Raw genomic sequence first — 23,201 nt, forward strand, 5'->3', positions numbered from 1 at the left:
GCCTTTTCCGTGTCGGTTGGTGGAGAGGAGGAGGATCGAACTCCCGACCTCCGCATTGCGAACGCGGCGCTCTCCCAGCTGAGCTACCCCCCCAACGCAGGGCGAATTTTAACCAAAACCGCCGTTTTGGCGCATGTCGCCGTGCCAAGATGCGCGCCTCGCAAAACACGGAGCAAAGACCTCATGGCCTTGTTCGATCCCGCCTGGCTGGAAGGCATGTACAACAACCTCGCGCGGGTCAAGGACCACCCCGCGTACTTCCAGCGCTGGGCCAGGGAATCCGCCGAGGCGCGCGAGACTCTGCCTGCCCGCACCGATTTGCCCTACGGCCAGGGCGTGAACGAGACGCTCGACATCTTTCCCGCGCCGGTGCCCGATGCGCCGGTGCTGGTCTTCATTCACGGCGGCTACTGGCGTGCGATGGACAAGAAAGACCATTCCTTCATTGCTCCGGCCTTCAACGACCGCGGCATCTGCGTGGTGCAGCCCAACTATGCGCTCTGCCCCGGCACATCGGAGCAGCCGGTCACGGTGCCCGGCATCATGCTGCAGATGGTGCGTGCGCTCGAATGGACGTGGCGCCACATCGCTGCCCACGGCGGCGATCCAAAGCGGATCACGGTCGCGGGCCACTCGGCCGGCGGCCACATGGCGGCAGCCTTGCTGGCCTGCGACTGGAAAGCGGTGGCGCCCGACCTGCCCGCGCACCTGGTGCGTAACGCGCTGTCGATCTCGGGCCTCTACGATCTTCGTCCGCTGCAGCGCACGCCGTTCCTCGAGAACACGCTCAAGCTGACCGATGCCGACGTGCTGCGCGCAAGTCCCGCCTTATGGCCTGCGCCGAAGCGCGGCCAGCTCTACGCAGTGGCCGGCGGCGCCGAGAGCGAGGAATTCATCCGCCACAACGCAATGATCCGCGATGCGTGGGGCCGCAACACCGTGCCGGTGTGCGAGGTGCTTCCAGGTCTCAACCACTTCGACGTGGTGGACGCGCTCGCCGATCCGGCGCATGCGCTGCACCGGCACGCGGTGCAGCTTCTGGAAACCTGAAGCCTGACGAGGGCAGTTACATCAGCAGGTGCTCGCCCGCGTTGTCGCCGCCGAGCGTCACGTAGTTGACCTTGCGGATGTCCATCAGCGCGCGGCCGCCGGCGTAGCTGATCGAGCTCTGCACGTCCTGCTCCATCTCGATCAGCGTGTCGGCCAGCTTGCCCTTGATGGGCTCGAGGATGCGCTTGCCCTCGACGTGCTTGTACTCGCCCTTGTTGAAGTCGCTGGCCGAGCCGTAGTACTCCTTGAAGAGCTTGCCGTCGACCTCGACGGTCTTGCCCGGCGACTCCTCGTGCCCCGCGAACAGCGAGCCGATCATGACCATCGACGCGCCGAAGCGCACGCTCTTGGCGATGTCGCCGTGGTCGCGGATGCCGCCGTCGGCAATGATCGGCTTGGTCGCCACGCGGGCGCACCACTTCAGCGCCGACAGCTGCCAGCCACCCGTGCCGAAGCCGGTCTTGAGCTTGGTGATGCAGACCTTGCCCGGGCCGATGCCGACCTTCGTCGCGTCGGCGCCCCAGTTCTCGAGGTCGATCACCGCTTCGGGCGTGCCGACGTTGCCTGCGATCACGAAGGTCTTCGGCAGCTTCTGCTTGAGGTAGCCGATCATGTTCTTCACGCTGTCGGCGTGGCCGTGCGCGATGTCGATCGTGACGTACTCGGGCACGAGGCCCTGGGCCGCCAGCTGGTCGACGGTGTCGTAGTCGGCCTTCTTCACGCCCAGCGAGATGGAGGCGAACACGCCCTTGCCCTGCATGTCCTTGACGAACTTGACGTTGTCGAGGTCGAAGCGGTGCATCACGTAGAAGTAGCCGTTCTGCGCCAGCCACAGGCAGATCGACTCGTCGACCACCGTCTTCATGTTGGCGGGAACCACCGGCAGGCGGAAGCAGCGCTCGCCCAGCGTGACGCTGGTGTCGCACTCGGAACGGCTCTCCACGCGGCACTTGCGCGGGAGGAGGAGGATGTTGTCGTAGTCGAAAATCTGCATGACCAGGCTCCTGAAGAGAATCGTTGAAAAAAACGAATGAGCGCTTGGTCCGGCCGGCCCCTGCAGTACGTTTCGCAAAGGAAACGCCCACAAAAAACCGGGCGCAAGAAACTTGGGCCCGGTGATTGATTTTACGCGGACTCGCGAAGCCGGGTCTTCCGCTTCTTCATATAACCCGCATACGCCGTGGTTTCTACAATTGGGGGATGTTGTTTAACGATCCCGCGGCCGACGCCAACCCCCCAGCGCTGCCGCTGCTGCAGAACCTGAACGCGGAGCAGCTCGCCGCGGTCACGTTGCCCGAAGGCAACGCTCTCATCCTCGCAGGCGCCGGCTCCGGCAAGACGCGTGTGCTCACCACCCGCATCGCCTGGCTGCTGCAGACCGGCCAGGTTTCCGCAGGCGGCATCCTCGCCGTGACCTTCACCAACAAGGCCGCCAAGGAAATGATGACGCGCCTGACGGCGATGCTGCCCGTCAACGTGCGCGGCATGTGGATCGGCACCTTCCACGGCCTTTGCAACCGCCTGTTGCGCGCGCACTGGAAGCTGGCCAACCTGCCTTCCACCTTCCAGATCCTCGACACGCAGGACCAGCTCTCGGCCATCAAGCGCCTGATGAAGCAGTTCAACGTCGACGACGAGCGCTTTCCCGCCAAGCAGACCCAGTGGTTCATCGCCGGCGCCAAGGAAGACGGCCTGCGCCCCGACGCCATCGAGGTGCGCAACGACGACGACCGCAAGAAGGTCGAGCTGTACCGCCTGTACGAGGAGCAGTGCCAGCGCGAAGGCGTGGTCGACTTCGGCGAACTCATGCTGCGCAGCTACGAACTGCTGCGTGACAACGAACCCGTGCGCGAGCACTACCAGCGGCGCTTCCGCCACATCCTGATCGACGAGTTCCAGGACACCAACCGCCTGCAGTACGCGTGGATCAAGATGCTCGCCGGCAACACCGTCGAGGGCCGGTTCGTTCCGGGCCAGCACAACAGCGTGATCGCCGTGGGCGACGACGACCAGAGCATCTACGCCTTTCGCGGCGCGCGCGTGGGCAACATGACCGACTTCGTGCGCGAGTTCGACGTGCGCCACCAGATCAAGCTGGAGCAGAACTACCGCAGCTACAGCAACATCCTCGATTCCGCCAACGAGCTCATCGGCCACAACAAGAAGCGACTGGGCAAGAACCTGCGCACCGACCAGGGCCCCGGCGAGCCCGTGCGCGTGTACGAGGCACCCACCGACCTCGCCGAGGCGCAGTGGATGGTCGAGGAAATGCGCCAGCTCGTGCGCGACGGCTACGAGCGCAAGGAAATGGCCGTGCTCTACCGCAGCAATGCGCAGAGCCGGGTGATCGAAACCGCGCTCTTCAATGCCTCGGTGCCGTACCGCGTCTACGGCGGCCTGCGCTTCTTCGAGCGCGCCGAAATCAAGCACGCGCTGGCCTACCTGCGCCTGCTGGAGAACAAGGACGACGACACCAGCTTCCTGCGCGTCGTCAACTTCCCGCCGCGCGGCATCGGAGCGCGCACGCTCGAAACCCTGCAGGACGCGGCGCGTGCCGCCAACCGTTCGCTGCACGACGCGGTGAGCGTGGTCGGCGGCAAGGCCGGCGCCAACCTCACCGGCTTCGTCGCCAAGATCGACGTGCTGCGCGAGCAGACCCAGGGCGCGAGCCTGCGCGAGATCATCGAACTGGTGCTCGACCACAGCGGGTTGGTGGAGCACTACAGGGCCGACCGCGAAGGCGCCGACCGCATCGAGAACCTGGACGAACTGGTGAACGCGGCCGAAAGCTTCGTCACGCAGGAAGGCTTCGGCCGCGACGCTGTGGCGCTGCCGGTCGACGAACTGCGCCAGTCGCCCGCGAGCCAGGGCCTGGACCCGAATCGTCCGGTGCTCGACGAGCCGCTCGCGCCCGACGCAGAAACCGGCGAAACGCTGAGCCCGCTGGCCGCCTTCCTCACGCACGCCGCGCTCGAGTCGGGCGACAACCAGGCGCAGGCGGGTCAGGACGCGGTACAGCTCATGACCGTGCACGCCGCCAAGGGCCTGGAGTTCGACTGCGTTTTCATCACCGGCATGGAAGAGGGCCTGTTCCCGCACGAGAACTCGATGAGCGACTTCGAGGCGCTGGAGGAAGAGCGCCGGCTGATGTACGTGGCGATCACGCGCGCCCGCAAGCGCTTGTACCTCAGCCACTCGCAGACCCGCATGTTGCATGGCCAGACTCGCTACAACGTGAAGAGCCGCTTCTTCGACGAACTGCCCGAGGGCGCCCTCAAGTGGCTCACGCCCAAGAACCAGGGTTTCGCGCCCTCGGCCTTCGGCTACGGCGGCGGCTACGGCAGCACGCGCGGCGGTTCTGGCGGATACGGTGGCGGCTACGGCGGCAGTTCAGGCGGAAGCCGCGACAAGGACACCTTCTCCAGCCCGCCCGTGCCGCCGCAGAAGGCCGCGCCGTCGCACGGCCTGCGCTCGGGCATGCAGGTGTTCCACAACAAGTTCGGCGAAGGCACGGTGACCGCGCTGGAGGGCACCGGGGACGATGCGCGCGCGCAGGTCAAGTTCGCGCGTCATGGGGTGAAGTGGCTGGCGCTGTCGGTGGCCAAGCTCACGCCGATCTGATCCGGCGCCCGGCGGACAACCTGCCGGGCCTGCCGTGGTCGATCAATCGGGATAGAAGGTGTCGCGGAAGGTGAACCAGTTCGACGCCTGCGTCATCGCCGCGAGCGTCAGCACCGTGCCGAGCATCAGGAGGTTGCCGGCCGTCATCGCGCCGCTGCCGGAGCCCAGCGAGCCCACGCCGATCACGATGGTGCCGACCAGCGCCGCCGCCAGCAGGCCGAGCAGCAGCACGCCGCACCACGCCAGCCAGTACAACGCATAGGCGCCGAAGTTGCGGAACATCGCGACCAGGCTGAAGAAGATGCTCTTCACCGGCTCCACCCGGTGCCAGTGGACCAGCGCAGGCGCATGCCATATGGCCGCGATCAGCGGCAGCGTCAGGCACATCTGCAGCAGGTTGGCCACCTGGAACCGGCTGCTCTCCATGACTTCCTTGGCTGGAGCCTCCCCGGCGAAATAGCTGCGCATGAACTGGCCGCCATCGACGACCGCGGTCACGAACACCGTCAGCAGGCAATACACAGCCGAGATCACGCCCAGCACTGCCAGCGAGCGCCATTCGGCCCGCATCGCCTGTGCCACCGACAGGAACATGAGCGCGCCGGTCGGCCTCCTTGGGCCGGCCGTGCCGTCATCCGCCGCGGCCTTGTCGTTCGCCGAGGCGTCGGCCACCGAAGCCGCGACCATGAAGCCCAGCGTGGAGAAGGGCAGCAGCACGAACGGAAGGAACCTGCCGATCACAGGCAGTTGCGAGATCGTCGAGATCAGCGCCATGAACAGCATGAACAGCGACACGAAGGCCAGTGGTTGCCGCCAGAAGTTCCGGAGTCCGAGGCGGACCCATTCCACGCCGGTTCGCGCCGGCACGAGGTTGAGTTTCATGTGTGAAGGTCAGGCAGCCAGCAGCGGCTCGAGGGCCTGCGCCATGGCGTGCGGATGTGTGGCGCGCTCGCGCAGCACGCGCTCGAAGTGCGTGGGGTCATGGGGCTTGAGCATGCTCGCCTCGCGCGGCAGATGGAAGTCCCACAGGCGCGAGATCCAGAAGCGCAGCGCCGCCGCGCGCAGCATCGCGGGCAGCAGGGCGCGCTCGGCTGCATTCAGCGCGCGCACGGACTCGTAGGCCGAGAGCAGCGCGTCAGCGCGCTCGGGGTCGTGGCGGCCGGTGGACAGGTCGATGGCCCAGTCGTTCAGGCACACGGCCAGGTCGAACAGCCAGGTGTCGGTGCCGGCGAAATAGAAGTCGAACACGCCGGTCAGGCGCGGGGCGGCGCCGGGCTCGCCGTCGGTCGCGAACATCACGTTGTCGCGGAACATGTCGGCGTGCACCGGACCGCGCGGCAGCGCCGCATAGGCCGACGACTCGGCGACGTGGTTCTGGTAGGCCAGCTCTGCGCGCAGCAGGGCGGCCTGGTGCTCCTCGATGTACGGCAGCACCACCGGCACCGTCTCGTTCCACCAGGGCAGGCCGCGCAGGTTCGGCTGGATGCGGGGGTAGTCGCGCCCCGCGAGATGCATGCGCGCCAGCATCGAGCCCAGCTCGGTGCAGTGCGCGGCGGTTGGCGCCAGCTCGCTGCGGCCCGAGAGCTTCTGCACAACGGCAGCAGGCTTTCCGGCCACGAGGTGCAGCAGGTCGCACGAATCCTCGGGGGGCACCGGCGGCTGGCCCTTGCGGGGCTTGCCGGCGACTTCGGGCTCGGGCTCGGGCTCGGGCAGTGCGACTGGCGCGGGCACCGGCAGGCCTGCGTCCGCCAGATGCTTCATCAGACAAAGGTAGTAGGGCAGTTGCTCGGCGCTCAGGCGCTCGAACAGCGTCAGCACGAACTCGCCGGACTCGGTGGTCGCGAAATAGTTGGTGTTCTCGATGCCGCCCTCGATGCCGCGCAGCTCGCGCAGCGGGCCCAGGCTCAGGCTCTGGACGAGCGCGTCGGCCTCGCCGAAGCCGACTTCGGTAAAAACTGCCATGGCGGTAGGTACTCAGCGCCGCATTGCTGCCGCGAAAACCAGAACGGAAGACCTCATTGCGGTCAGAACTTCAGCACGTTCCAGACGCGGGGGCCGTTGGCGCCTGTTTCGCTCGAACCCTGGCGACCCGTGGCGGCATCTGCCGGAAGCACTTCGTAGCCGGGCATGTTCGACTTGGGCTTGACGTTGATGCTCTGGGTGCGGCCGCCGTAGCGGACCTCGTCGACCGATGCGCCGCTGTCCTCTGTGTGGATGTTTTCCACCTTCTGGTTTCGTCGGCCCTCGGCCTTCGCCTGCTCCTGATTTGGGAGCGCCTCGGCCGGAGCCGCCGCGGGGGCGGGCGCGGCCTGTTGCGCCTGCACGGCGGCAAAGGGGGTTGCGAAGGCCAGCGCCAGCAGGATGCGGCGGGCGACCAGGAGTGTAGAGCTAGGCATGCATGCATTGTAGGCGCGCGCCTGCTTCCGGGGCGTCGGTTGGCACCTCGCGCCGTCGTGGTTCCGGGCGCCGCCGCGGGCACGGCAAAATGGCCCGATGACCGACAAGAAAACGCTGCTGCTCGTCGATGGCTCGAGCTACCTCTACCGCGCCTTCCACGCCATGCCCGACCTCCGGGCCGTGCCCGGCGACCCGAAGAGCCCGGCGACCGGCGCCATCCGCGGAATGATCAACATGATGACCGCGCTGCGCCGCGAGGTGCGCGCGGACTACGCCGCCTGCATCTTCGACGCGCCCGGCAAGACCTTCCGCGACGACTGGTACCCCGAGTACAAGGCCAACCGCTCGCCGATGCCCGACGACCTGCGCAGCCAGATCGAACCCATCCACGAGGTGGTGAAGCTGCTCGGCTGGCCCGTGCTCAGCGTGCCCGACGTGGAGGCCGACGACGTCATCGGCACGCTCGCCCGGGTCGCTTCCTCGCAGGGCGTCGAAGTCATCGTCTCCAGCGGCGACAAGGACCTGAGCCAGCTGGTCGACGAGCACATCACCATCATCGACACGATGAATGGCAAGCGGCGCGACGTGGCCGGCGTCACGGCCGAGTTCGGCGTGCCGCCCAGCCTGATGATCGACTACCAGACGCTGGTGGGCGACTCGGTCGACAACGTGCCCGGCGTTCCCAAGGTCGGCCCCAAGACGGCCGCCAAGTGGCTGCTCGAATACGGCTCGCTCGACGCGCTGATGGAGCGCGCCGCCGAAGTGAAGGGCGCCGCGGGCGAGAACCTGCGCCAGGCCATGGAACAGCTGCCGCTGAGCAGGCGCCTCGTGACCATCCGCACCGACTGCGACCTCGACGGCCACGTCGCGGGCCTGCCTTCGCTCGAAGGGCTGCCGGTGGGTGCGCCGCAGACGGCCGAGCTGAAGCCGTTCTACGAGAAGTTCGGCTTCAAGAGCCTGGTCAAGGGGCTCGAGGCGCAGGCCGTGCCGCCCGAGCTGATCGAGGAAAACCTCAAGAAGAAGGCGGCGTCCGGCAAGGCCGACACCGACCAGGGCGGCCTGTTCGACGAGCCCTCCGAAATGCAGGCGCTGGAGGCCGCCTCTCCCGCGAGCAACCTGAAGTACGAGACCATCACGACCTGGGAACAGCTCGACGCCTGGCTCGCGAAGCTCGAAGCCGCCGATCTCGCTGCCATCGACACCGAGACCACCTCGCTCGACGAGATGGTCGCGCAGATCGTCGGCATCAGCTTCAGCGTCACGCCCGGCGAGGCCGCGTACATCCCGCTGATGCACAACTACCCCGACGCGCCGCAGCAGCTGCCCTTCGACGAGGTGCTCGCGAAACTGCGGCCCTGGCTGGAGAACGGCGCGAAGAAGAAGCTCGGCCAGCACATCAAGTACGACCGGCATGTGTTCGCCAACCACGGCATCGAGGTGCAGGGCTACGCGCACGACACCATGCTGCAGAGCTACGTGCTCGAAGTGCACAAGCCGCACGGCCTTTCCAGCCTGGCCGAGCGCCACCTGGGCCGCAGCGGCATCTCCTACGAAGACCTGTGCGGCAAGGGCGCGCACCAGATCCCGTTCAGCCAGGTCGACATCGCCAAGGCCGCCGAATACTCGTGCGAGGACAGCGACCAGACGCTGGACGTGCACAACACGCTCTGGCCGCGCCTGCAGGCCGACGAGAAGCTGCGCTTCATCTACCAGCTCGAGATGGATTCGAGCGAGGCGCTCTACCGCGTCGAGCGCAACGGCGTGCTGATCGACGCGCCCACGCTGGCCGCTCAGAGCCACGAGCTGGGCAAGCGCATCATGGAACTGGAGCAGGAGGCCTACGAGATCGCGGGCCAGCCCTTCAACCTCGGCTCGCCCAAGCAGATCGGCGAGATCTTCTTCACCAAGCTGGGCCTGCCCGTGGTCAAGAAGACGCCGAGCGGCGCGCCGAGCACCGACGAAGAGGTGCTGGAGAAGCTCGCTGAAGACTACCCGCTGCCGGCCAAGATCCTTGAGCACCGCAGCCTCTCGAAGCTCAAGGGCACCTACACCGACAAGCTCGGCCAGCTCGCCAACCCGCGCACCGGACGCGTGCACACGCACTACGCGCAGGCCGTGGCCGTCACCGGCCGGCTGAGCAGCAACGACCCGAACCTGCAGAACATCCCGATCCGCACGCCCGAAGGCCGGCGCGTGCGCGAGGCCTTCGTGGCGCCCGAGGGCAGCGTGATCGCCAGCGCCGACTATTCGCAGATCGAGCTGCGCATCATGGCCCACATCAGCGGCGACGAATCGCTGCTGCGCGCCTTCACCGAAGGCATCGACGTGCACCGCGCGACGGCCGCCGAGGTGTTCGGCTCCACGCCCGACCAGGTGTCGAGCGAGCAGCGCCGCTACGCCAAGGTCATCAACTTCGGCCTGATCTACGGCATGAGCAGCTTCGGCCTCGCGAAGAACCTCGGCATCGAGAACAAGGCCGCGGCCTCCTACATCGAGCGCTACTTCGCGCGCTATCCGGGCGTGAAGGCCTACATGGACGAGACCAAGGCGCTGGCCAAGGAGCAGGGCTACGTCGAGACCGTGTTCGGCCGGCGCCTGTACCTGCCCGAGATCAACTCGCCCAACGGCCCGCGCCGCGGCGGCGCCGAGCGCGCGGCCATCAACGCGCCGATGCAGGGCACGGCGGCCGACCTCATCAAGCTCAGCATGGTCAAGGTACAGAACGTGCTTGACGAGGAAAAGCGCGCGACCCGGATGATCATGCAGGTGCACGACGAACTGGTGTTCGAGGTGCCCGAGGCCGAGGTCGAGTGGGTGCGCACCGAGATTCCGCGCATCATGGCCGGCGTCGCATCGCTGAAGGTGCCGCTGCTGGCCGAGATCGGCGTCGGTCCCAACTGGGACAAGGCGCACTGAGAAAGAACATCAAGAAGAAGAGAGCAGGGAACGGACAAGGACGAGACAACCAGTCAGCCACAGAAGGAAGAAACGCAAGAACATGAACCGATTCCCTCACCGCAAATTCCTGCTTGCCGCAGTCTGCGCCGCCTTCCTCGGCAGCGCCTTCGCGGCACCCGACGCGAAGATCGCCGCGCTTGCCGCCAAGGAAAAGCCGGCCCTGCTCGACACGCTGAAGGAGCTGGTCTCCATCGAGTCCGGCAGCCGCGACCTCGACGGCCTGGAGAAGATCTCCGATCTCATCGCCGCGAAGTTCAAGGCGCTGGGCGGCGAGGTCGAGTTGATCGACCCGAGCGCCGACGCCTACCGCATGGAGGACACGCCCGAGAAGATCGGTCGCGTGGTGCGCGCCACCTTCAAGGGCACCGGCAAGAAGAAGATCCTGCTGATCGCGCACATGGACACGGTCTACACCGTGGGCATGATCAACAGGCAGCCTTTCCGCATCGACGGCGACAAGGCCTACGGCCTGGGCATCGCCGACGACAAGCAGGGCGTGGCCGTCATCACGCACATCGTGTCGATGCTGCAGGCCATGAAGTTCAAGGAATACGGTACGCTGACCGTGCTCATCAACGGCGACGAGGAAATCAGCTCGCCCGGCGCGCGCTCCCTCATCACGCGCATGGGCGGCGAGCACGATGCGGTGCTGTCCTTCGAAGGCGCCTCCATCAAGGAAGACAAGCTCTCGCTCGCCACCGCGGGCATCGCCTCGGTCACGCTGAACGTCACGGGCAAGGCCTCGCATGCGGGCTCGGCGCCCGAGCTGGGCGTGAATGCGCTGTACGAGCTCTCGCACCAGATCCTGCAGATGCGCGATCTGTCCGACCCCGCCACGGGCCTGAAGATGAACTGGACCATCTCCAAGTCGGGAACCAACCGCAACGTGATCCCGGCCAGCGCCACCGCCGCGGCGGACGTGCGCGTGCTGAAGGTGAGCGACTACGACCGCATCGAGCAGCAGGTGAACGAGCGCGTGAAGAAGCAGCTCATTCCCGAGGCCAAGGTCGAGCTGAAGTTTGAGCGCCGCCGTCCGCCGCTGGAGTCCTCCGAAGCCTCGGTCGCCATGGCCCGCCATGCACAGCAGATCTACAGGGACGAACTCGGCCTGCCGCTGGGCGCCGACGACAAGGCCGCCGGCGGCGGCACCGACGCGGCCTTCGCGGCGCTGAAGACCAAGGCGCCGGTGGTCGAGCGCTTCGGCCTGCAAGGCTTCGGCGCACATTCGGCCGATGCGGAGTACGTGCTGGTCAATTCGATCGAGCCGCGCCTGTACCTCGGCACGCGGATGGTCATGGACCTCGCGCGAGGAAAGTGAGCTCACCCCCAGGCTTCGCGCACTTCGTGTCGCTTCGCCAACCCCCTCGCCGGGGGCAACACCAGTGGCCCGGCAAAGCCGGTTCCACGGTGTTCCGCGAAGAAGGCATGAACTGCCGCTGATCATCATGCGACTGCGCCACATCGAGGTCTTCAACGCGATCATGCTCACGGGCAGCGTGAGCGCGGCGGCGCGGCTCATCAACATCACCCAGCCGGCGGTGAGCCGCACGCTGCAGCATGCCGAGCTGCAGCTGGGCTTTCCGTTGTTCCAGCGCGCCAAGGGACGGCTCACGCCGACCACCGAGGCGCTCACGCTGTATCCGCACATCGAGCGGCTGTTCGCGCAGCTCGACGAGGTGCAGCGGCTCGCCGCCAACCTGCGCACGGCGGGCGACACCGGCGAGCTGCGCATCCTGAGCGTGCTGGCCCTGAGCTACGACATCCTGCCGCGCGCGCTGAAAGCGTTCCGCGAGAAGCATCCGGGCTACGCGATCACGGTGGAGTCGCTGCACTCGCCGCAGATCATGTCGGCGCTGCTGCTGCAGGAGGCCGACGTGGGCTTCGCCTTCAGCCCGGCGGTGCACCCATCGCTCACGCAGGAGACGCTGGCCGACAGCCGCATGGTGTGCATCGCGCCCAAGGGAATGCTGCCGCGCGCGCTGGTGCGCAACGGCTCGGTGGCACTGCACGACCTGGTCGACCGGCCGGTGATCGGCCTGGACAGCCGCGACCCCGTGGGCACCAGCCTGAGCCAGGCCTGCCGGCAGGCGGGCGTGGGCTTCCAGCAGGCGGTGGTCACGGTGCAGACCTATCACGCGGCGCTGGCGATGGCGCACCACGGCATCGGCGTGGCGCTGGTCGACGGCTGCACCGCGCGCTCGGCGGACCGCGCCAAGGTCGACGTGCTGACGCTGGAGCCGCACATCCCGGTGCCGATCCGTGCGCTGCGCTTCGCGGCGCGGCCCGATTCGGTGGCGGTGCGCGAAATCACCCGCTGCATGCAGCAGGCGATACAGGACACGATCTAGGTCCTAGGTTTCCAGGGCCTGCGCCACGCGCAGCGCCGAGCCGAAGGCCAGTGTGAAGCCGAGCGCGCCGTGGCCGGTGTTGAACAGCATGTTCGAAGGCGCGCTCTCCAGCCGTCCGATGATCGGCAGCCCCTTGGGCGTGGCGGGGCGCATGCCTGTCCAGGGGTGCAGTTCCTCGAGCCGGCTCGCATGCGGGAAGAGGGCGCGCGTGGCGGCCGCCAGCGTCTCGATGCGCGTGGCCGGAATGCTCGCGTCATGCCCAACCAGCTCGGCCATGCCCGCCACGCGCAGGCGCGAGCCGATGCGCGCGAACACCACCTTGCGCGCGCTGTCGGTCACGTTCACGCGCGGCGCGGCACCGGGCGCGGGGTCGACGTCCACCGTGATGCTGTAGCCCTTGAGCGGATAGACCGGCAGGTACGCGCCGAGCGCACGTCCCAGCTTGTGCGAGGCCGAGCCCAGCGCCATCACGAAGGCATCGGCTTCCACGTCGCCGCTGCCGGTGTGCACGGCAGCGACGCGGCGTCCGCTGCGCACGAAGCCGCGCACGTCGGTGCCGGTGATGAAGCGCACGCCGCGCGCGCCAAGTGCCTTCGTCAGCTCCGTGCACACCTTGAGGCAGTCGGCCGCGCATTCGCTCGGCGTGTAGACGGCGCCCGCCATCCGGTCGCGGTAGCTGGCGAGGGCGGGCTCGATGGCGACGCATTCCTCGGGCGTCACCAGCCGCTGCTCGCTGCCCATGCTGCGCTGCAGTTCGAGCTGCGCCCGCGCGCCCTCGAGAGAGGCGGCACTGGCGTACAGCACCAGCTTGCCGGTGGCGGAGAAATCGCAGTCGGGCGAGAGCTCGGCGCGCATGGCCTCGAACTCGATGCGGCTCGACGCGGCCAGCTCCAGCAGCCTCGCGGTGGTGTCGCGCGAGGTGCGCGCGTTGCAGGCCTCGAGGAACTCCATGCCCCAGCGCCACTGCAGCGGATCGAGCTGCGGGCGCAGCTTGAGCGGCGAGGCAGACGACAGCAGCAGCTTGGGCAACTGCTTCCAGATCGAAGGATCGGCCAGCGGCTGCACGTACGAGTAGCTCAGCTGCGCGCCGTTGCCCCCGCTCGCGCCCGAGCCGGGAGCGGCGCGGTCGATCACGGTGACCTGATGGCCCTGGCGCTCGAGCTGCCAGGCGGTCGCCAGGCCCACGATGCCGGCGCCGAGCACACACACATGCATGGAGGCAGCTTTCCGGAGAGATGGATGGATTGAATGAATGTTCGGCAGAACGGTGGCTTTGACTGTAGGCGCGCGCGGCCCGCACCGGAAATGCCAAAAGCACCCCCGCCCATAACCTTTGGGCATGGATCAGCTTTCTATTGGAATTTGTGGTTTTGTTTCGCCCGTTCCTACACTGGCCGCCTGTTCAGTCCAACCGAATGAAGGCTCGAATGAAACTCTCCGTCCTCATGGCTACCGTGGCCGCCACGGTGTTCTTCACCGCCACCGGCGCACAGGCCGCCGACACGCTCGCCAAGATCGCCGAGTCCGGCAAGATCACGCTGGCCTACCGTGAATCGTCGGTGCCCTTCAGCTACCTCGAGGGCCCCGGCAAGCCGATCGGGATGGCGGTCGATCTGTCCAATGCCGTGGTCGAGGCGGTGAAGAAGAAGCTGAACAAGCCCGACCTGCAGGTGGCGCTGATGCCCGTGACCTCGCAGAACCGCATTCCGCTGATCACCAACGGCACCATCGACCTGGAGTGCGGCTCCACCACCAACAACACCGCGCGCAGTAAGGACGTGGCCTTCGCCATCAACCACTTCTACACGGGCACGCGCCTGCTGGTGAAGAAGTCTTCCAAAATCAAGAACTACGCCGACCTCGCGAAGAAGACCGTCGCCAGCACCACCGGCACCACCAACGTGCTGGTCATGCGCAAGTACAACATCGAGAAGAACCTCGGCATGGACATCGTGCTCGGCAAGGACCACGCCGACGCCTTCCTGCTGCTCGAGAGCGACCGTGTCGCGGCCTTCGCCATGGACGACATCCTCCTCTACGGCCTGATCGCCAACGCCAAGACGCCGGGCGACTACGAGGTGGTGGGCGACTCGCTGCAGGTGGAGCCCTACGCCTGCATGCTGCCCAAGGACGACCCGGCCTTCAAGAAGCTGGTGGACGACACCTTCGCGGGCCTGATGAAGAGCGGCGAGTTCGAGAAGCTCTACAACAAGTGGTTCATGCAGCCGATCCCGCCGAAGAACGTGCCGCTGAACCTGCCGATGAGCCCGCAGCTGAAGGAAAACCTGAAGGCGCTGAGCGATAAGCCAGCGACCTGACAGCGGCGCGGAGAGAGAATGAAAAGGAAGTTGCAGTGACGCAGGTTGTCGGCATTCTTGGAGGCATGGGTCCGGCGGCGGGCGCCGACTTCGTGCGGCTTTTCGTGCAGGCCTGCACGCAGCAGATGCGTGCGCGCGGCGAGCCGGTGCGCGACCAGTCCTTTCCCGAGCACTGGCTCGCGCAGGTCCCGGTGCCCGACCGTACCGAGGCACTGGCTTCGACCAATCAGGGGGCGCACCAGCCGCTGGAGCCGATGCTGCAGGCGCTGGGCCGGCTGGCGGCGCTCGGCAGCCGCACGGTGGCCATCGCATGCAACACGGCACATGCGTGGCACGCCAACCTGCAGGAGCGCTTTCCGCAGGTGGAGCTGCTGCACATGGCGCGCGAGACGGCGCGCCACCTCGCGGCACAGGGTGCGACGGGCGTGGCGCTGATGGCCACCGAAGGCACCTACCGCATCCGACTCTACGAGCAGGCGCTGGCCCAGGAGGGGCTGGAGTGCCATGTGCCGCTGCCCGAAGAGCGCGAGACCATCACGCGCGGCATCTTCGAAGGCGTGAAGGCCGGCAACATGCCGCTCGCCGAGCAATGCTTTTCCGAAGTGGCGCTGAGGCTGGCCGAGCGCCATGGCCCCGTCACCATCATCATGGGCTGCACCGAGGTGCCGCTGGGCCTGCATGGCTCGGCCGCGGTGGCGGGGCTGGACCTGGTCGATCCGGCACAGGTGCTGGCGGCGGCGCTGGCCCGGCGGGCCTACGGGGCGCACCAACCCCAATGAAGTTCGGGGCATAGGGCCGCCGGCCGATTTCGCCTACATTGCGGCGTGCGTTTTTCCACAGCGCCACGCCCCTTGTCCGACGATTCAACCGGAGCCCAATCAATGCCTCTCGACGACAGCCGTTCCGAATTCGATTCGCTTCGCCCCGGCGACAGCACCGAGCAGGGCGCCACGCGCCGCACCGCCCTCAAGGCCGCCATCGGCGTCGGCTACGCGGCAGCGGTCATGCCGGTGATGGCGCAGTCCGCCATCAGCACCCCGGCCGACGGCCTGAAGGCAGGCCCCATCAAGTACGCCGTCGGCGACTTCGAGGTGCCCGCCTATGCGGCCGCGCCCGCCGGCAAGACCGGCCTGCCGGTGATCCTGGTGGTGCAGGAAATCTTCGGCGTGCACGAATACATCGCCGACACCTGCCGCCGCTTCGCCAAGCTCGGCTACCTGGCCATCGCGCCCGAGCTGTATGCCCGCCAGGGCGACCCGCGCGGCTACACCGACATTCCGAAGCTGCAGGCCGACATCGTCTCCAAGGTGCCCGACGCGCAGGTCATGGCCGATCTCGACGGCGCCCTGGCCTATGCCAAGGCCAACGGCGGCGACACCGGCAAGGCCGCCATCACCGGCTTTTGCTGGGGCGGCCGCATCGTGTGGCTCTATGCCGCCACCGGCAAGGTCAAGGCGGGCGTCGCCTGGTACGGCCGGCTGGTCGGCCAGGCCAGCGAGCTGACGCCGAAGCACCCCGTCGACGTCGCCGCCAGCCTGCAGGCGCCGGTGCTCGGCCTCTACGGCGGGAAAGACCAGGGCATCCCCCTTGACACGGTTGATAAGATGAAAGCAGCTCTGGCAACCGGAACCCCGGCGGCCAAGGCGTCGAGCTTCGTCGTGTATCCAGAAGCGGGTCACGCGTTCCATGCCGACTACCGCCCCAGCTATGTCAGGAGCGCGGCGGAAGACGGCTGGCAGCGTGCCACGGCCTGGTTCAAAGCCAACGGCGTAGCCTGAACGGCGCCCGTCAGCCAATCCCCGCCGAAGGCCGTCCTCGTGACGGCCTTTCTCTTTTTATGATCGGTATGCGGCCCCGGAAAAGTTCCGGCGGCCGTCTTTCTTGCGCAAGCAGCTATGAATTTGATAGTCATCATCGCGGCGACCCTGGTTGCCGGTATCGGAAGCGTGTGGGTCGCGGCTCTTCTGTTGAAAGTGGGCGTGCGCAGCGGTTCGGGCGGCGTGAACCCGCAGCACCTGCTGAGCCTGGCGGCCGGTGCGCTGCTCGCCACAGCCTTCATGCACCTGCTGCCCGAAGCCTTCGAAAGCCGCATCGAGCCCGGCTTGCTGTTCGGCGTGCTGCTGTTCGGGCTGGTGTTCTTCTTCCTGCTCGACAAGGCTGAGCTATGGCATCACGGGCACGAGCATCACCAGGGTGAAGAGAAGGGCGGAACGGACGGACACGATCACCACGGACACGACCACGCCCACGGTCATTCCCACGGCCACGCCCACGGGCCCCGCACCGGCGGCTGGGCCGTGCTCACCGGCGACAGCGTGCACTGCTTCGGCGACGGCATCCTGATCGCCTCCGCCTTCACCGCCGACATCCGGCTGGGCCTGGTGGCCGCGCTGGCGGTGCTGGCGCACGAGATTCCGCACCACATCGGCGACCTCGTCGTACTGCGCCAGAGCTCGGCCAACCAGCGGGCGGCACTGGTGAAGGTGTCGCTCGCGGGCACCATGACCGCGCTGGGAGGTATCGCGGGCTGGTGGCTGGTCGACCAGCTGCATGGCCTGCTGCCGTACTTCCTGGTGCTGGCCGGCAGCAGCTTCGTCTACGTGGCGCTGGCCGACCTGATCCCTCAACTGCAGAAACGGCTGCCGGCGCGCCAGACGGCAGCGCAGATCCTGTGGCTGGTGGCGGGCATCGCGCTGGTCACGCTGGTCAGCCGCCTCGCGCACGGCGAGCACGGGCACGAACACGGCCATGACGACCCCGGCCACGGGGAGCATGGGCACGTGCACAAGGACTGATCTTCCTTCGGGCCGGCGCGAAACTTTCCGACACCGAAGCCTCGCGCCGGATGAACCGCAAGGGCCGAAACAGGCGCACCATAGGGGGCCTGTCAGAAACAAGCCGAGGAACAGATCATGAACGCCACCGCGCGATCCGCTTCGCCCTCCGAAGACGATGAAGACAACCTGCCCGCCGACGATTTCGAGGAGCCCGATGCCGACCTGGGCGACGATCTCTCGGAGGAAACGGGGATCGATCTTTCCGATGCGAGCGAACTCGACGCGGACAACGTACCGGCCGACGAGGAATTCGACCGGGTCATGAACGCGCCCGACTGAGCCCGCTCAGGCAGCCGCTTCGCGCCGCGTGATCACCTGCCCGTTGCGCGCCCCGCAGTGCGCCCCGTTGCGCCAGGTCAGGGCTCCGTTGACGATCACCGCATCGATGCCTTCGGCAGGCTGCATCGGCGATTCGTAGTTGGCCGTGTCGCGCACCGTCGCGGCGTCGAAGATCACCACATCGGCGTGGTGGCCCGGCTTCAGCGTGCCGCGCTCGTGCAGGCCGAAGTTGCGTGCGGTGAGCCCGGTCATCTTCCACACCGCCGTCTCCAGCGGGAAGAGGCCCACGTCGCGGCTGTAGTGGCCCAGAACGCGCGGGAAGGTGCCCCACAGGCGCGGATGCGGCTTGTCGCCCAGCGGGATGCCGTCGGAGCCGATCATGGTTTCGTCGAACGCGAGGATGCGCTGCACGTCGTCCTCGTCCATCATGAAGTAGATCGCGCTGCCGGGCTGCAGCCGCTTGGCCGCTTCCTCGCCCGACATGCCCCAATCGGCTGCGATGTCCTTCAGGTCGCGGCCCGCGCATTCGGGGTGCGGCACGCTCGAGGCGATGAGCACGCGGCCTTCCATCATCCCGCGGTCGGTGCGGATCATGGTGGAGCCGGCCGTGTAGGGGTAGCAGTCGAGCCCGATGCACTGGTGCTTCATCGCCTCCTGGATGAAGGGCAGCGTCACCTTCGTCTTGCCGAAGTTGCGCGTGTTCTGAACCTTGTGGTGCGACACCACCACCGGAATGCCCAGCGCGCGGCCGATGTGGAAGGTTTCCTCCAGCGACTCCATCACCCGGTCGCTCTCGTCGCGCATGTGGGTCACGTACAGCGCCTTGCGTGAAGTCAGCGGTCGGCCGACCTCGATGATCTCCTCGGTCGTCGCCTTCACTGCTGGCGGGTAGAAGGTGCCGGTCGACAGGCCGATGGCGCCGGCCTGCATCGCTTCCTCGACCATCGCCTGCATGGCCTTGATCTCGGTCTCGTTCGCAGGGCGGTCAAGGTCTGACATGGCGACCGCACGCAGCGTCGAATGGCCGACCATCGCTGCCACGTTCACCGACGACGGTGTCGCGCGCAGCGCATTGAGGTACGCGGCGAAACTGGTGAAGCGGCCTTCGGCGGGCGAATCGAGCAGGCTCAGCGGCATGGGCAGGTCCATGCCGGCGCGCAGCGGCGCGGCGCTGATGCCGCAGTTGCCCGCGACCACGGTCGTCACGCCCTGCGACACCTTGAACGGCATCTGCGCCTGCGACAGCACCGCCTGGTCGTCGTGCGTGTGCGAGTCGATGAAGCCGGGTGCCACGATGCGGCCGGTGGCGTCGATCGTCTGTTCCGCCGTGTGGCCCGCGAGCTTGCCGATGGCGACGATGCGGTCGCCGACGATGCCGACGTCGGCGTCGAAGCGCGGCGCCTTGGTGCCGTCGATCACGGTGCCGCCGCGGATCAGCAGTTCGTAGTGGGGGAGCTTTTCGGACACGGGATGAATCCTTTCTTCAGCGGAAATGGCAGGCGACCAGGTGGCTTCCGTTCGCGGACGACGAAGGCCGCTCGCTCAACTCCGGCGCCTTCTCCTTGCACACGGCCTGCGCCATCGGGCAGCGGGTGTGGAAGCGGCAGCCCGAAGGCGGATTGGCCGGGCTCGGCGGATCGCCCTGCAGCAGCATGCGGCGCGCGGGCGTGCGCGGGTTGGGCACCGGCACGGCCGACAGGAGGATCTCGGTGTACGGATGCAGCGGTGCCGAGAACAGCGTGTCGCGGTCGGCGATCTCCACGATGTGGCCGAGGTACATCACGGCCACGCGATGGCTGATGTGCCGCACCACCGCGAGGTCGTGCGCCACGAAGAGGTACGCGATGCCGAACTCGGCCTGCAGGTCCATCAGCAGGTTGACCACCTGCGCCTGCACCGACACGTCGAGGGCCGACACCGGCTCGTCGCAGACGATGAGCTTGGGATTCAATGCCAGCGCCCGCGCGATGCCAAGCCGCTGGCGCTGCCCGCCCGAGAACTCGTGCGGGAACTTCTTCGCTGCCTCGGGCCGCAGGCCCACGCGCGAGAACAGCCACTGCACGCGTTCGCGCCGCTCGGCCGCGGCGCCCATGCCGAAGTTGCGCAGCGGTTCCGCCACGATGTCGCCGGCCGTCAGCCGCGGATTCAGCGAGGCATACGGGTCCTGGAAAATGATCTGCAGGTCGCGCCGGCGCATGCGCATGTCCTCGGCGGAGAGCGACAGCAGCTCCCGGCCTTCGAGCTGCACCGAGCCCGAGCTCGGCTCGACCAGCCGCATCACCGACTTGGCAGTGGTCGTCTTGCCGCAGCCCGATTCGCCGACCAGCGACAGCGTCTCGCCGCGCGCGACGTCGAAGGAGACGCCGTCCACTGCCTGGATCGCCGGTCTGGCCGGCCGCAGCCAGCGCTTCGGGGTGGTGTAGTGCTTGCGCAGGTTGCGCACCTGCAGCAAGGGCGTCGCAGCGGTTGTCGTCATGCGGCGATCTCCTCGGCACCGGCCCAGTTTTCCTCGACGGCGAAGCAGGCGACGACGTGGTCGCCGCCTTGCTGCGCCAGCCTCGGCGTCTCGGCACGGCAGCGTTCGCGCGCGTGGCTGCAGCGTGCCGCGAAGGCGCAGCCGCGGCCCAGCTCGTGCGCGGCCGGCACCAGCCCCGGTATCTCGGTGAGCCGCGTGCTCGCGGTGTTCATCGCGGGCATCGAGGCCATCAGCGCGCGGGTGTAGGGGTGCAGCGGGCGGTCGAAGAGGTCGATCACGTCGGCTTCCTCCACCTTCTTGCCGGCGTACATGACGACCACGCGGTCGCAGCTCTCGGCGACCACGCCGAGGTCGTGCGTGATCATCACCACGCCCATGCCCAGCTCCTTCTGCAGCCGCTTGATGAGGTCGAGGATCTGCGCCTGGATGGTCACGTCCAGCGCGGTCGTCGGCTCGTCGGCGATCAGCACCTCGGGGTTGCAGGCCAGGGCCAGCGCGATCATCACGCGCTGGCGCATGCCGCCCGAGAGCTGGTGCGGGTATTCGTTCACGCGGCGCTCGGGCTCGGGGATCTGCACCACGCGCAGCATCTCGACCGCGCGCTTCATCGCGTCGGCGCGGCTGGCCTTCTGGTGCAGCTGCACCGTCTCCGCGATCTGACGGCCCACGGTGAGCACCGGGTTCAGCGATGTCATCGGCTCCTGGAAGATCATCGAGATGCGGTTGCCGCGGATCTGCCGCATCTCGCGCTCGCTCAGCCGCATCAGGTCGGTGCCGCGCAGGCGCACGGCGCCCGAGTGGCGGCCCGGCGGCGTGGGCACCAGCCGCAGGGTCGACAGGGCGGTCACGCTCTTGCCGCAGCCCGACTCGCCGACCACGCCGAGCGTGCGGCCCGCGCGCACCGTGTAGGAAACGCCGTCGACCGAGCGCACCACGCCGCCGGGCGTGAGGAAGTGCGTGCGCAGGTCGTCGACTTCGAGCAGCGGCTCGCCTGGGGCCAGCGCTGCGTGGGACATGGCGATGGTCATGAGGCTGCCTCGCTCAGAGTTGGCGCGCCAGGCGTGGGTCCAGCGCGTCGCGCAGGCCGTCGCCCAGCAGGTTGATGGCCAGCACCGTGGCCGCCAGCAGCAGCCCCGGGTACAGGATGATGTGAAACGCCACGGCTACGAAGTTGCGGCCCTCGGCCATCATGTTCCCCCAGCTCGGCGTCTGCGAGGGCACGCCCACGCCGAGGAAGGAGAGCGCGGCCTCCGTCAGCACGGCGGCCGCGGCCACGAAGGTGGCCTGCACGATCAGCGGCGCCACGGTGTTCGGCAGCACGTGGCGCACCAGGATCACCGGAAGGCGCGTGCCCACCGCGTGCGCGGCCTCCACGAAGAGCTGTTCGCGCAGCGTGAGCGCCAGCGAGCGCACCAGCCGCACCACGCGCGGAATCTCCGGCACCGTGATGGCGATGATCACCGTCGTGAGGCTGGCGCGCGTGACCGCCATCAGCGCGATGGCCAGCAGGATGCCCGGGATGGCCATGAGCCCGTCCATCACGCGCATGATCGGTCCGTCCGCCCATCGCACGAAGCCCGCCACTAGCCCCAGCGCGACGCCGAAGAAGGTGGCCAGCAGCGCCACCGAGGCGCCCACGATCATCGACACCCGTCCGCCCCACACGGCTCGGCTGAACACGTCGCGGCCCAGCGCGTCGGTGCCGAACCAGTGCTCGGCCGAGGGCAGCTGCATGCGCGCGAGCGGGTCGATGTCCTGCGGGTCGTGCGTGGCGATCCAGGGCGCGGCAATGGAAAGCGCCGCCACCGCGATCAGCAGCAGCGCGCCGATGATCAGCGTCGGGTGCTTGCGCAGCCAGCGCAGGCGCGGCGGAACGAAGGGGGCCTCGACCGGCGGCGCGGCTGCCGGGGTGGCGGCTGTGGCAGACGTCGCGGGCACATCGATGTCGCTCATGGGAAGTACGGAGGACATGGGTGATTCAGTACTGGATGCGCGGATCGAAGAGCCGGTAGCTCAGGTCGATCAGCAGGTTGATCAGCACGTACACGCCCGCCGACAGCAGCAGCACGCTCTGGATCACCGGATAGTCGTGCCGCTGCACCGAGTCGATCACCAGCCGGCCCACGCCGGGAATGGCGAACACCGTCTCGGTGACCACCACGCCGCCGATCAGCAGCGCGATGCCCGCGCCCACGGTGGTGGCGATGGGGATGGCCGCGTTGCGCAGCGCATGGCCCAGCACCGGCAGCACGCCCAGGCCCTTGGCGCGGGCGGTGCGGATGTAGTCCTCGTGCAGCACTTCGAGCACAGTGGCACGCGTCATGCGCGTCACCAGCGCGATGTAGACCAGGGCGAGGTTCACGCAGGGCAGCACCAGCGAGCGCAGCCACTCGCCCGGGCCTTCGGCGAAGCGCACGTAGCCCTGCACCGGAAACCACGGCAGCTGGATCGCGAAGCTGTAGACCAGCAGGTAGCCCACCAGGAACACCGGCACCGAGAAGGCCAGCACCGCGAAGAGCATCACCAGCCGGTCGATCCAGCTGCCCGCGCGGTAGGCCGCGAGCGTGCCCAGCGGCACCGACACCACCAGCGTGATGAGCATGGTCAGCGCGGCGATCGACACCGTGGGCTCCAGCCGCTGGCCCAGCAGCTGCGTGACGGGCATCTGCGTGAAGATCGAGGTGCCCAGGTCGCCGGTGAACAGCTTGCCGATCCACAGCCCGAACTGCTGCCACAGCGGCAGGTTCAGGCCGAGTGCGGCACGCAGCTTCTCGATGTCTTCGGTGGTGGCGAGGTCGCCCGCGATGAGCGCGGCCGGGTCGCCCGGCGAGAGATGGATCAGCAGGAACACCACCACGGCCACCACCGCCATGACGGGCAGGGTCGCGATGAAGCGTCGAACGATGTAGCCCATGGC

General features: G+C 67.7%; 20 protein-coding genes and 1 tRNA gene. 10 read left to right on the top strand and 11 right to left on the bottom strand.

Annotated features, from left to right (window positions below):
• Positions 1-17 precede the first annotated feature (17 nt).
• Positions 18-93: transfer RNA gene (locus ABL838_RS08760), tRNA-Ala, on the bottom strand.
• Between the two features lie 90 nt (positions 94-183).
• Here ABL838_RS08760 and ABL838_RS08765 point away from each other — a divergent pair.
• Complete coding sequence (locus ABL838_RS08765) at positions 184-1,050, top strand: alpha/beta hydrolase (protein ID WP_418125070.1); 867 nt, start codon at positions 184-186, stop codon at positions 1,048-1,050.
• A gap of 16 nt (positions 1,051-1,066) precedes the next feature.
• On the opposite strand, the gene ABL838_RS08770 is transcribed toward ABL838_RS08765, so the two are convergent.
• Complete coding sequence (locus ABL838_RS08770) at positions 1,067-2,044, bottom strand: GMP reductase (protein WP_184635701.1); 978 nt, start codon at positions 2,042-2,044, stop codon at positions 1,067-1,069.
• A gap of 206 nt (positions 2,045-2,250) precedes the next feature.
• Between ABL838_RS08770 and ABL838_RS08775 the strand changes: the two genes are divergently transcribed.
• The gene (locus ABL838_RS08775; protein WP_369659085.1) at positions 2,251-4,671 is read left to right on the top strand and encodes a UvrD-helicase domain-containing protein; all 2,421 of its coding nucleotides are present in this window, start codon (positions 2,251-2,253) and stop codon (positions 4,669-4,671) included.
• Between the two features lie 42 nt (positions 4,672-4,713).
• Here the strand turns inward: ABL838_RS08775 and ABL838_RS08780 are convergent, their stop codons facing one another.
• From ABL838_RS08780 to ABL838_RS08790, 3 genes are all read right to left on the bottom strand, one after another.
• A complete protein-coding gene (locus ABL838_RS08780) occupies positions 4,714-5,553 on the bottom strand; it encodes a BPSS1780 family membrane protein (RefSeq protein ID WP_126022838.1) in 840 nt (279 codons plus the stop codon).
• Between the two features lie 9 nt (positions 5,554-5,562).
• Positions 5,563-6,633 (bottom strand): homoserine kinase, encoded by a 1,071-nt coding sequence (locus ABL838_RS08785; protein WP_369659084.1) that lies wholly within the window; start codon positions 6,631-6,633, stop codon positions 5,563-5,565.
• A 62-nt stretch (positions 6,634-6,695) separates the two neighbouring features.
• Complete coding sequence (locus tag ABL838_RS08790; RefSeq protein WP_126022840.1) at positions 6,696-7,067, bottom strand: hypothetical protein; 372 nt, start codon at positions 7,065-7,067, stop codon at positions 6,696-6,698.
• Positions 7,068-7,164: 97 nt separating this feature from the next.
• Here ABL838_RS08790 and polA point away from each other — a divergent pair, with 97 nt between their 5' ends.
• The 3 genes from polA (at position 7,165) to ABL838_RS08805 (ending at position 12,374) form a co-directional block, all read left to right on the top strand.
• Positions 7,165-9,984: a DNA polymerase I gene (gene polA / locus ABL838_RS08795; protein WP_418125071.1), complete on the top strand. Its 2,820-nt coding sequence runs from the start codon at positions 7,165-7,167 to the stop codon at positions 9,982-9,984.
• A gap of 82 nt (positions 9,985-10,066) precedes the next feature.
• On the top strand, positions 10,067-11,344 hold the full coding sequence (locus ABL838_RS08800) for a M20/M25/M40 family metallo-hydrolase (RefSeq protein WP_418125072.1): 1,278 nt from the start codon (positions 10,067-10,069) through the stop codon (positions 11,342-11,344).
• Positions 11,345-11,471: 127 nt separating this feature from the next.
• Complete coding sequence (locus ABL838_RS08805) at positions 11,472-12,374, top strand: LysR family transcriptional regulator (RefSeq protein WP_126022843.1); 903 nt, start codon at positions 11,472-11,474, stop codon at positions 12,372-12,374.
• A gap of 3 nt (positions 12,375-12,377) precedes the next feature.
• Here ABL838_RS08805 and ABL838_RS08810 read toward each other — a convergent pair whose 3' ends face one another.
• On the bottom strand, positions 12,378-13,589 hold the full coding sequence (locus ABL838_RS08810) for a D-amino acid dehydrogenase (protein ID WP_418125073.1): 1,212 nt from the start codon (positions 13,587-13,589) through the stop codon (positions 12,378-12,380).
• 212 nt (positions 13,590-13,801) lie between these two features.
• On the opposite strand from ABL838_RS08810, the gene ABL838_RS08815 reads away from it, so the two are divergent.
• The 5 genes from ABL838_RS08815 to ABL838_RS08835 all read left to right on the top strand — a co-directional run bounded on the left by ABL838_RS08815 (position 13,802) and on the right by ABL838_RS08835 (position 17,808).
• Complete coding sequence (locus tag ABL838_RS08815) at positions 13,802-14,692, top strand: transporter substrate-binding domain-containing protein (protein WP_418125074.1); 891 nt, start codon at positions 13,802-13,804, stop codon at positions 14,690-14,692.
• Between the two features lie 65 nt (positions 14,693-14,757).
• The gene (locus ABL838_RS08820; protein ID WP_418125850.1) at positions 14,758-15,471 is read left to right on the top strand and encodes an aspartate/glutamate racemase family protein; all 714 of its coding nucleotides are present in this window, start codon (positions 14,758-14,760) and stop codon (positions 15,469-15,471) included.
• Between the two features lie 102 nt (positions 15,472-15,573).
• The gene (locus ABL838_RS08825; RefSeq protein ID WP_418125075.1) at positions 15,574-16,470 is read left to right on the top strand and encodes a dienelactone hydrolase family protein; all 897 of its coding nucleotides are present in this window, start codon (positions 15,574-15,576) and stop codon (positions 16,468-16,470) included.
• Between the two features lie 117 nt (positions 16,471-16,587).
• Positions 16,588-17,487, top strand: coding sequence for a ZIP family metal transporter (locus ABL838_RS08830; protein WP_126022847.1), 900 nt, complete (start codon positions 16,588-16,590; stop codon positions 17,485-17,487).
• Positions 17,488-17,604: 117 nt separating this feature from the next.
• Positions 17,605-17,808 (top strand): hypothetical protein, encoded by a 204-nt coding sequence (locus ABL838_RS08835; protein WP_126022848.1) that lies wholly within the window; start codon positions 17,605-17,607, stop codon positions 17,806-17,808.
• Between the two features lie 6 nt (positions 17,809-17,814).
• On the opposite strand, the gene ABL838_RS08840 is transcribed toward ABL838_RS08835, so the two are convergent.
• The 5 genes from ABL838_RS08840 to ABL838_RS08860 are packed head-to-tail and all read right to left on the bottom strand — an operon-like array spanning position 17,815 to position 23,198.
• Positions 17,815-19,275: an N-acyl-D-amino-acid deacylase family protein gene (locus ABL838_RS08840; RefSeq protein ID WP_418125076.1), complete on the bottom strand. Its 1,461-nt coding sequence runs from the start codon at positions 19,273-19,275 to the stop codon at positions 17,815-17,817.
• A 16-nt stretch (positions 19,276-19,291) separates the two neighbouring features.
• Positions 19,292-20,284 carry an ABC transporter ATP-binding protein gene (locus ABL838_RS08845; protein WP_184635720.1) on the bottom strand — a complete coding sequence of 331 codons (993 nt, stop codon included), beginning with the start codon at positions 20,282-20,284 and terminating at the stop codon, positions 19,292-19,294.
• The gene (locus tag ABL838_RS08850) at positions 20,281-21,312 is read right to left on the bottom strand and encodes an ABC transporter ATP-binding protein (protein ID WP_418125077.1); all 1,032 of its coding nucleotides are present in this window, start codon (positions 21,310-21,312) and stop codon (positions 20,281-20,283) included. The genes ABL838_RS08845 and ABL838_RS08850 overlap by 4 nt, the downstream gene beginning before the upstream one ends.
• Before the next feature lie 13 nt (positions 21,313-21,325).
• Positions 21,326-22,237: an ABC transporter permease gene (locus ABL838_RS08855; RefSeq protein ID WP_418120452.1), complete on the bottom strand. Its 912-nt coding sequence runs from the start codon at positions 22,235-22,237 to the stop codon at positions 21,326-21,328.
• 25 nt (positions 22,238-22,262) lie between these two features.
• Positions 22,263-23,198 carry an ABC transporter permease gene (locus tag ABL838_RS08860; protein ID WP_007831166.1) on the bottom strand — a complete coding sequence of 312 codons (936 nt, stop codon included), beginning with the start codon at positions 23,196-23,198 and terminating at the stop codon, positions 22,263-22,265.
• Between the last annotated feature and the right edge of the window lie 3 nt (positions 23,199-23,201).

This window comes from Variovorax sp. 160MFSha2.1, from assembly GCF_048305075.1.
GTDB classification, from domain to species: domain Bacteria; phylum Pseudomonadota; class Gammaproteobacteria; order Burkholderiales; family Burkholderiaceae_C; genus Variovorax; species Variovorax guangxiensis.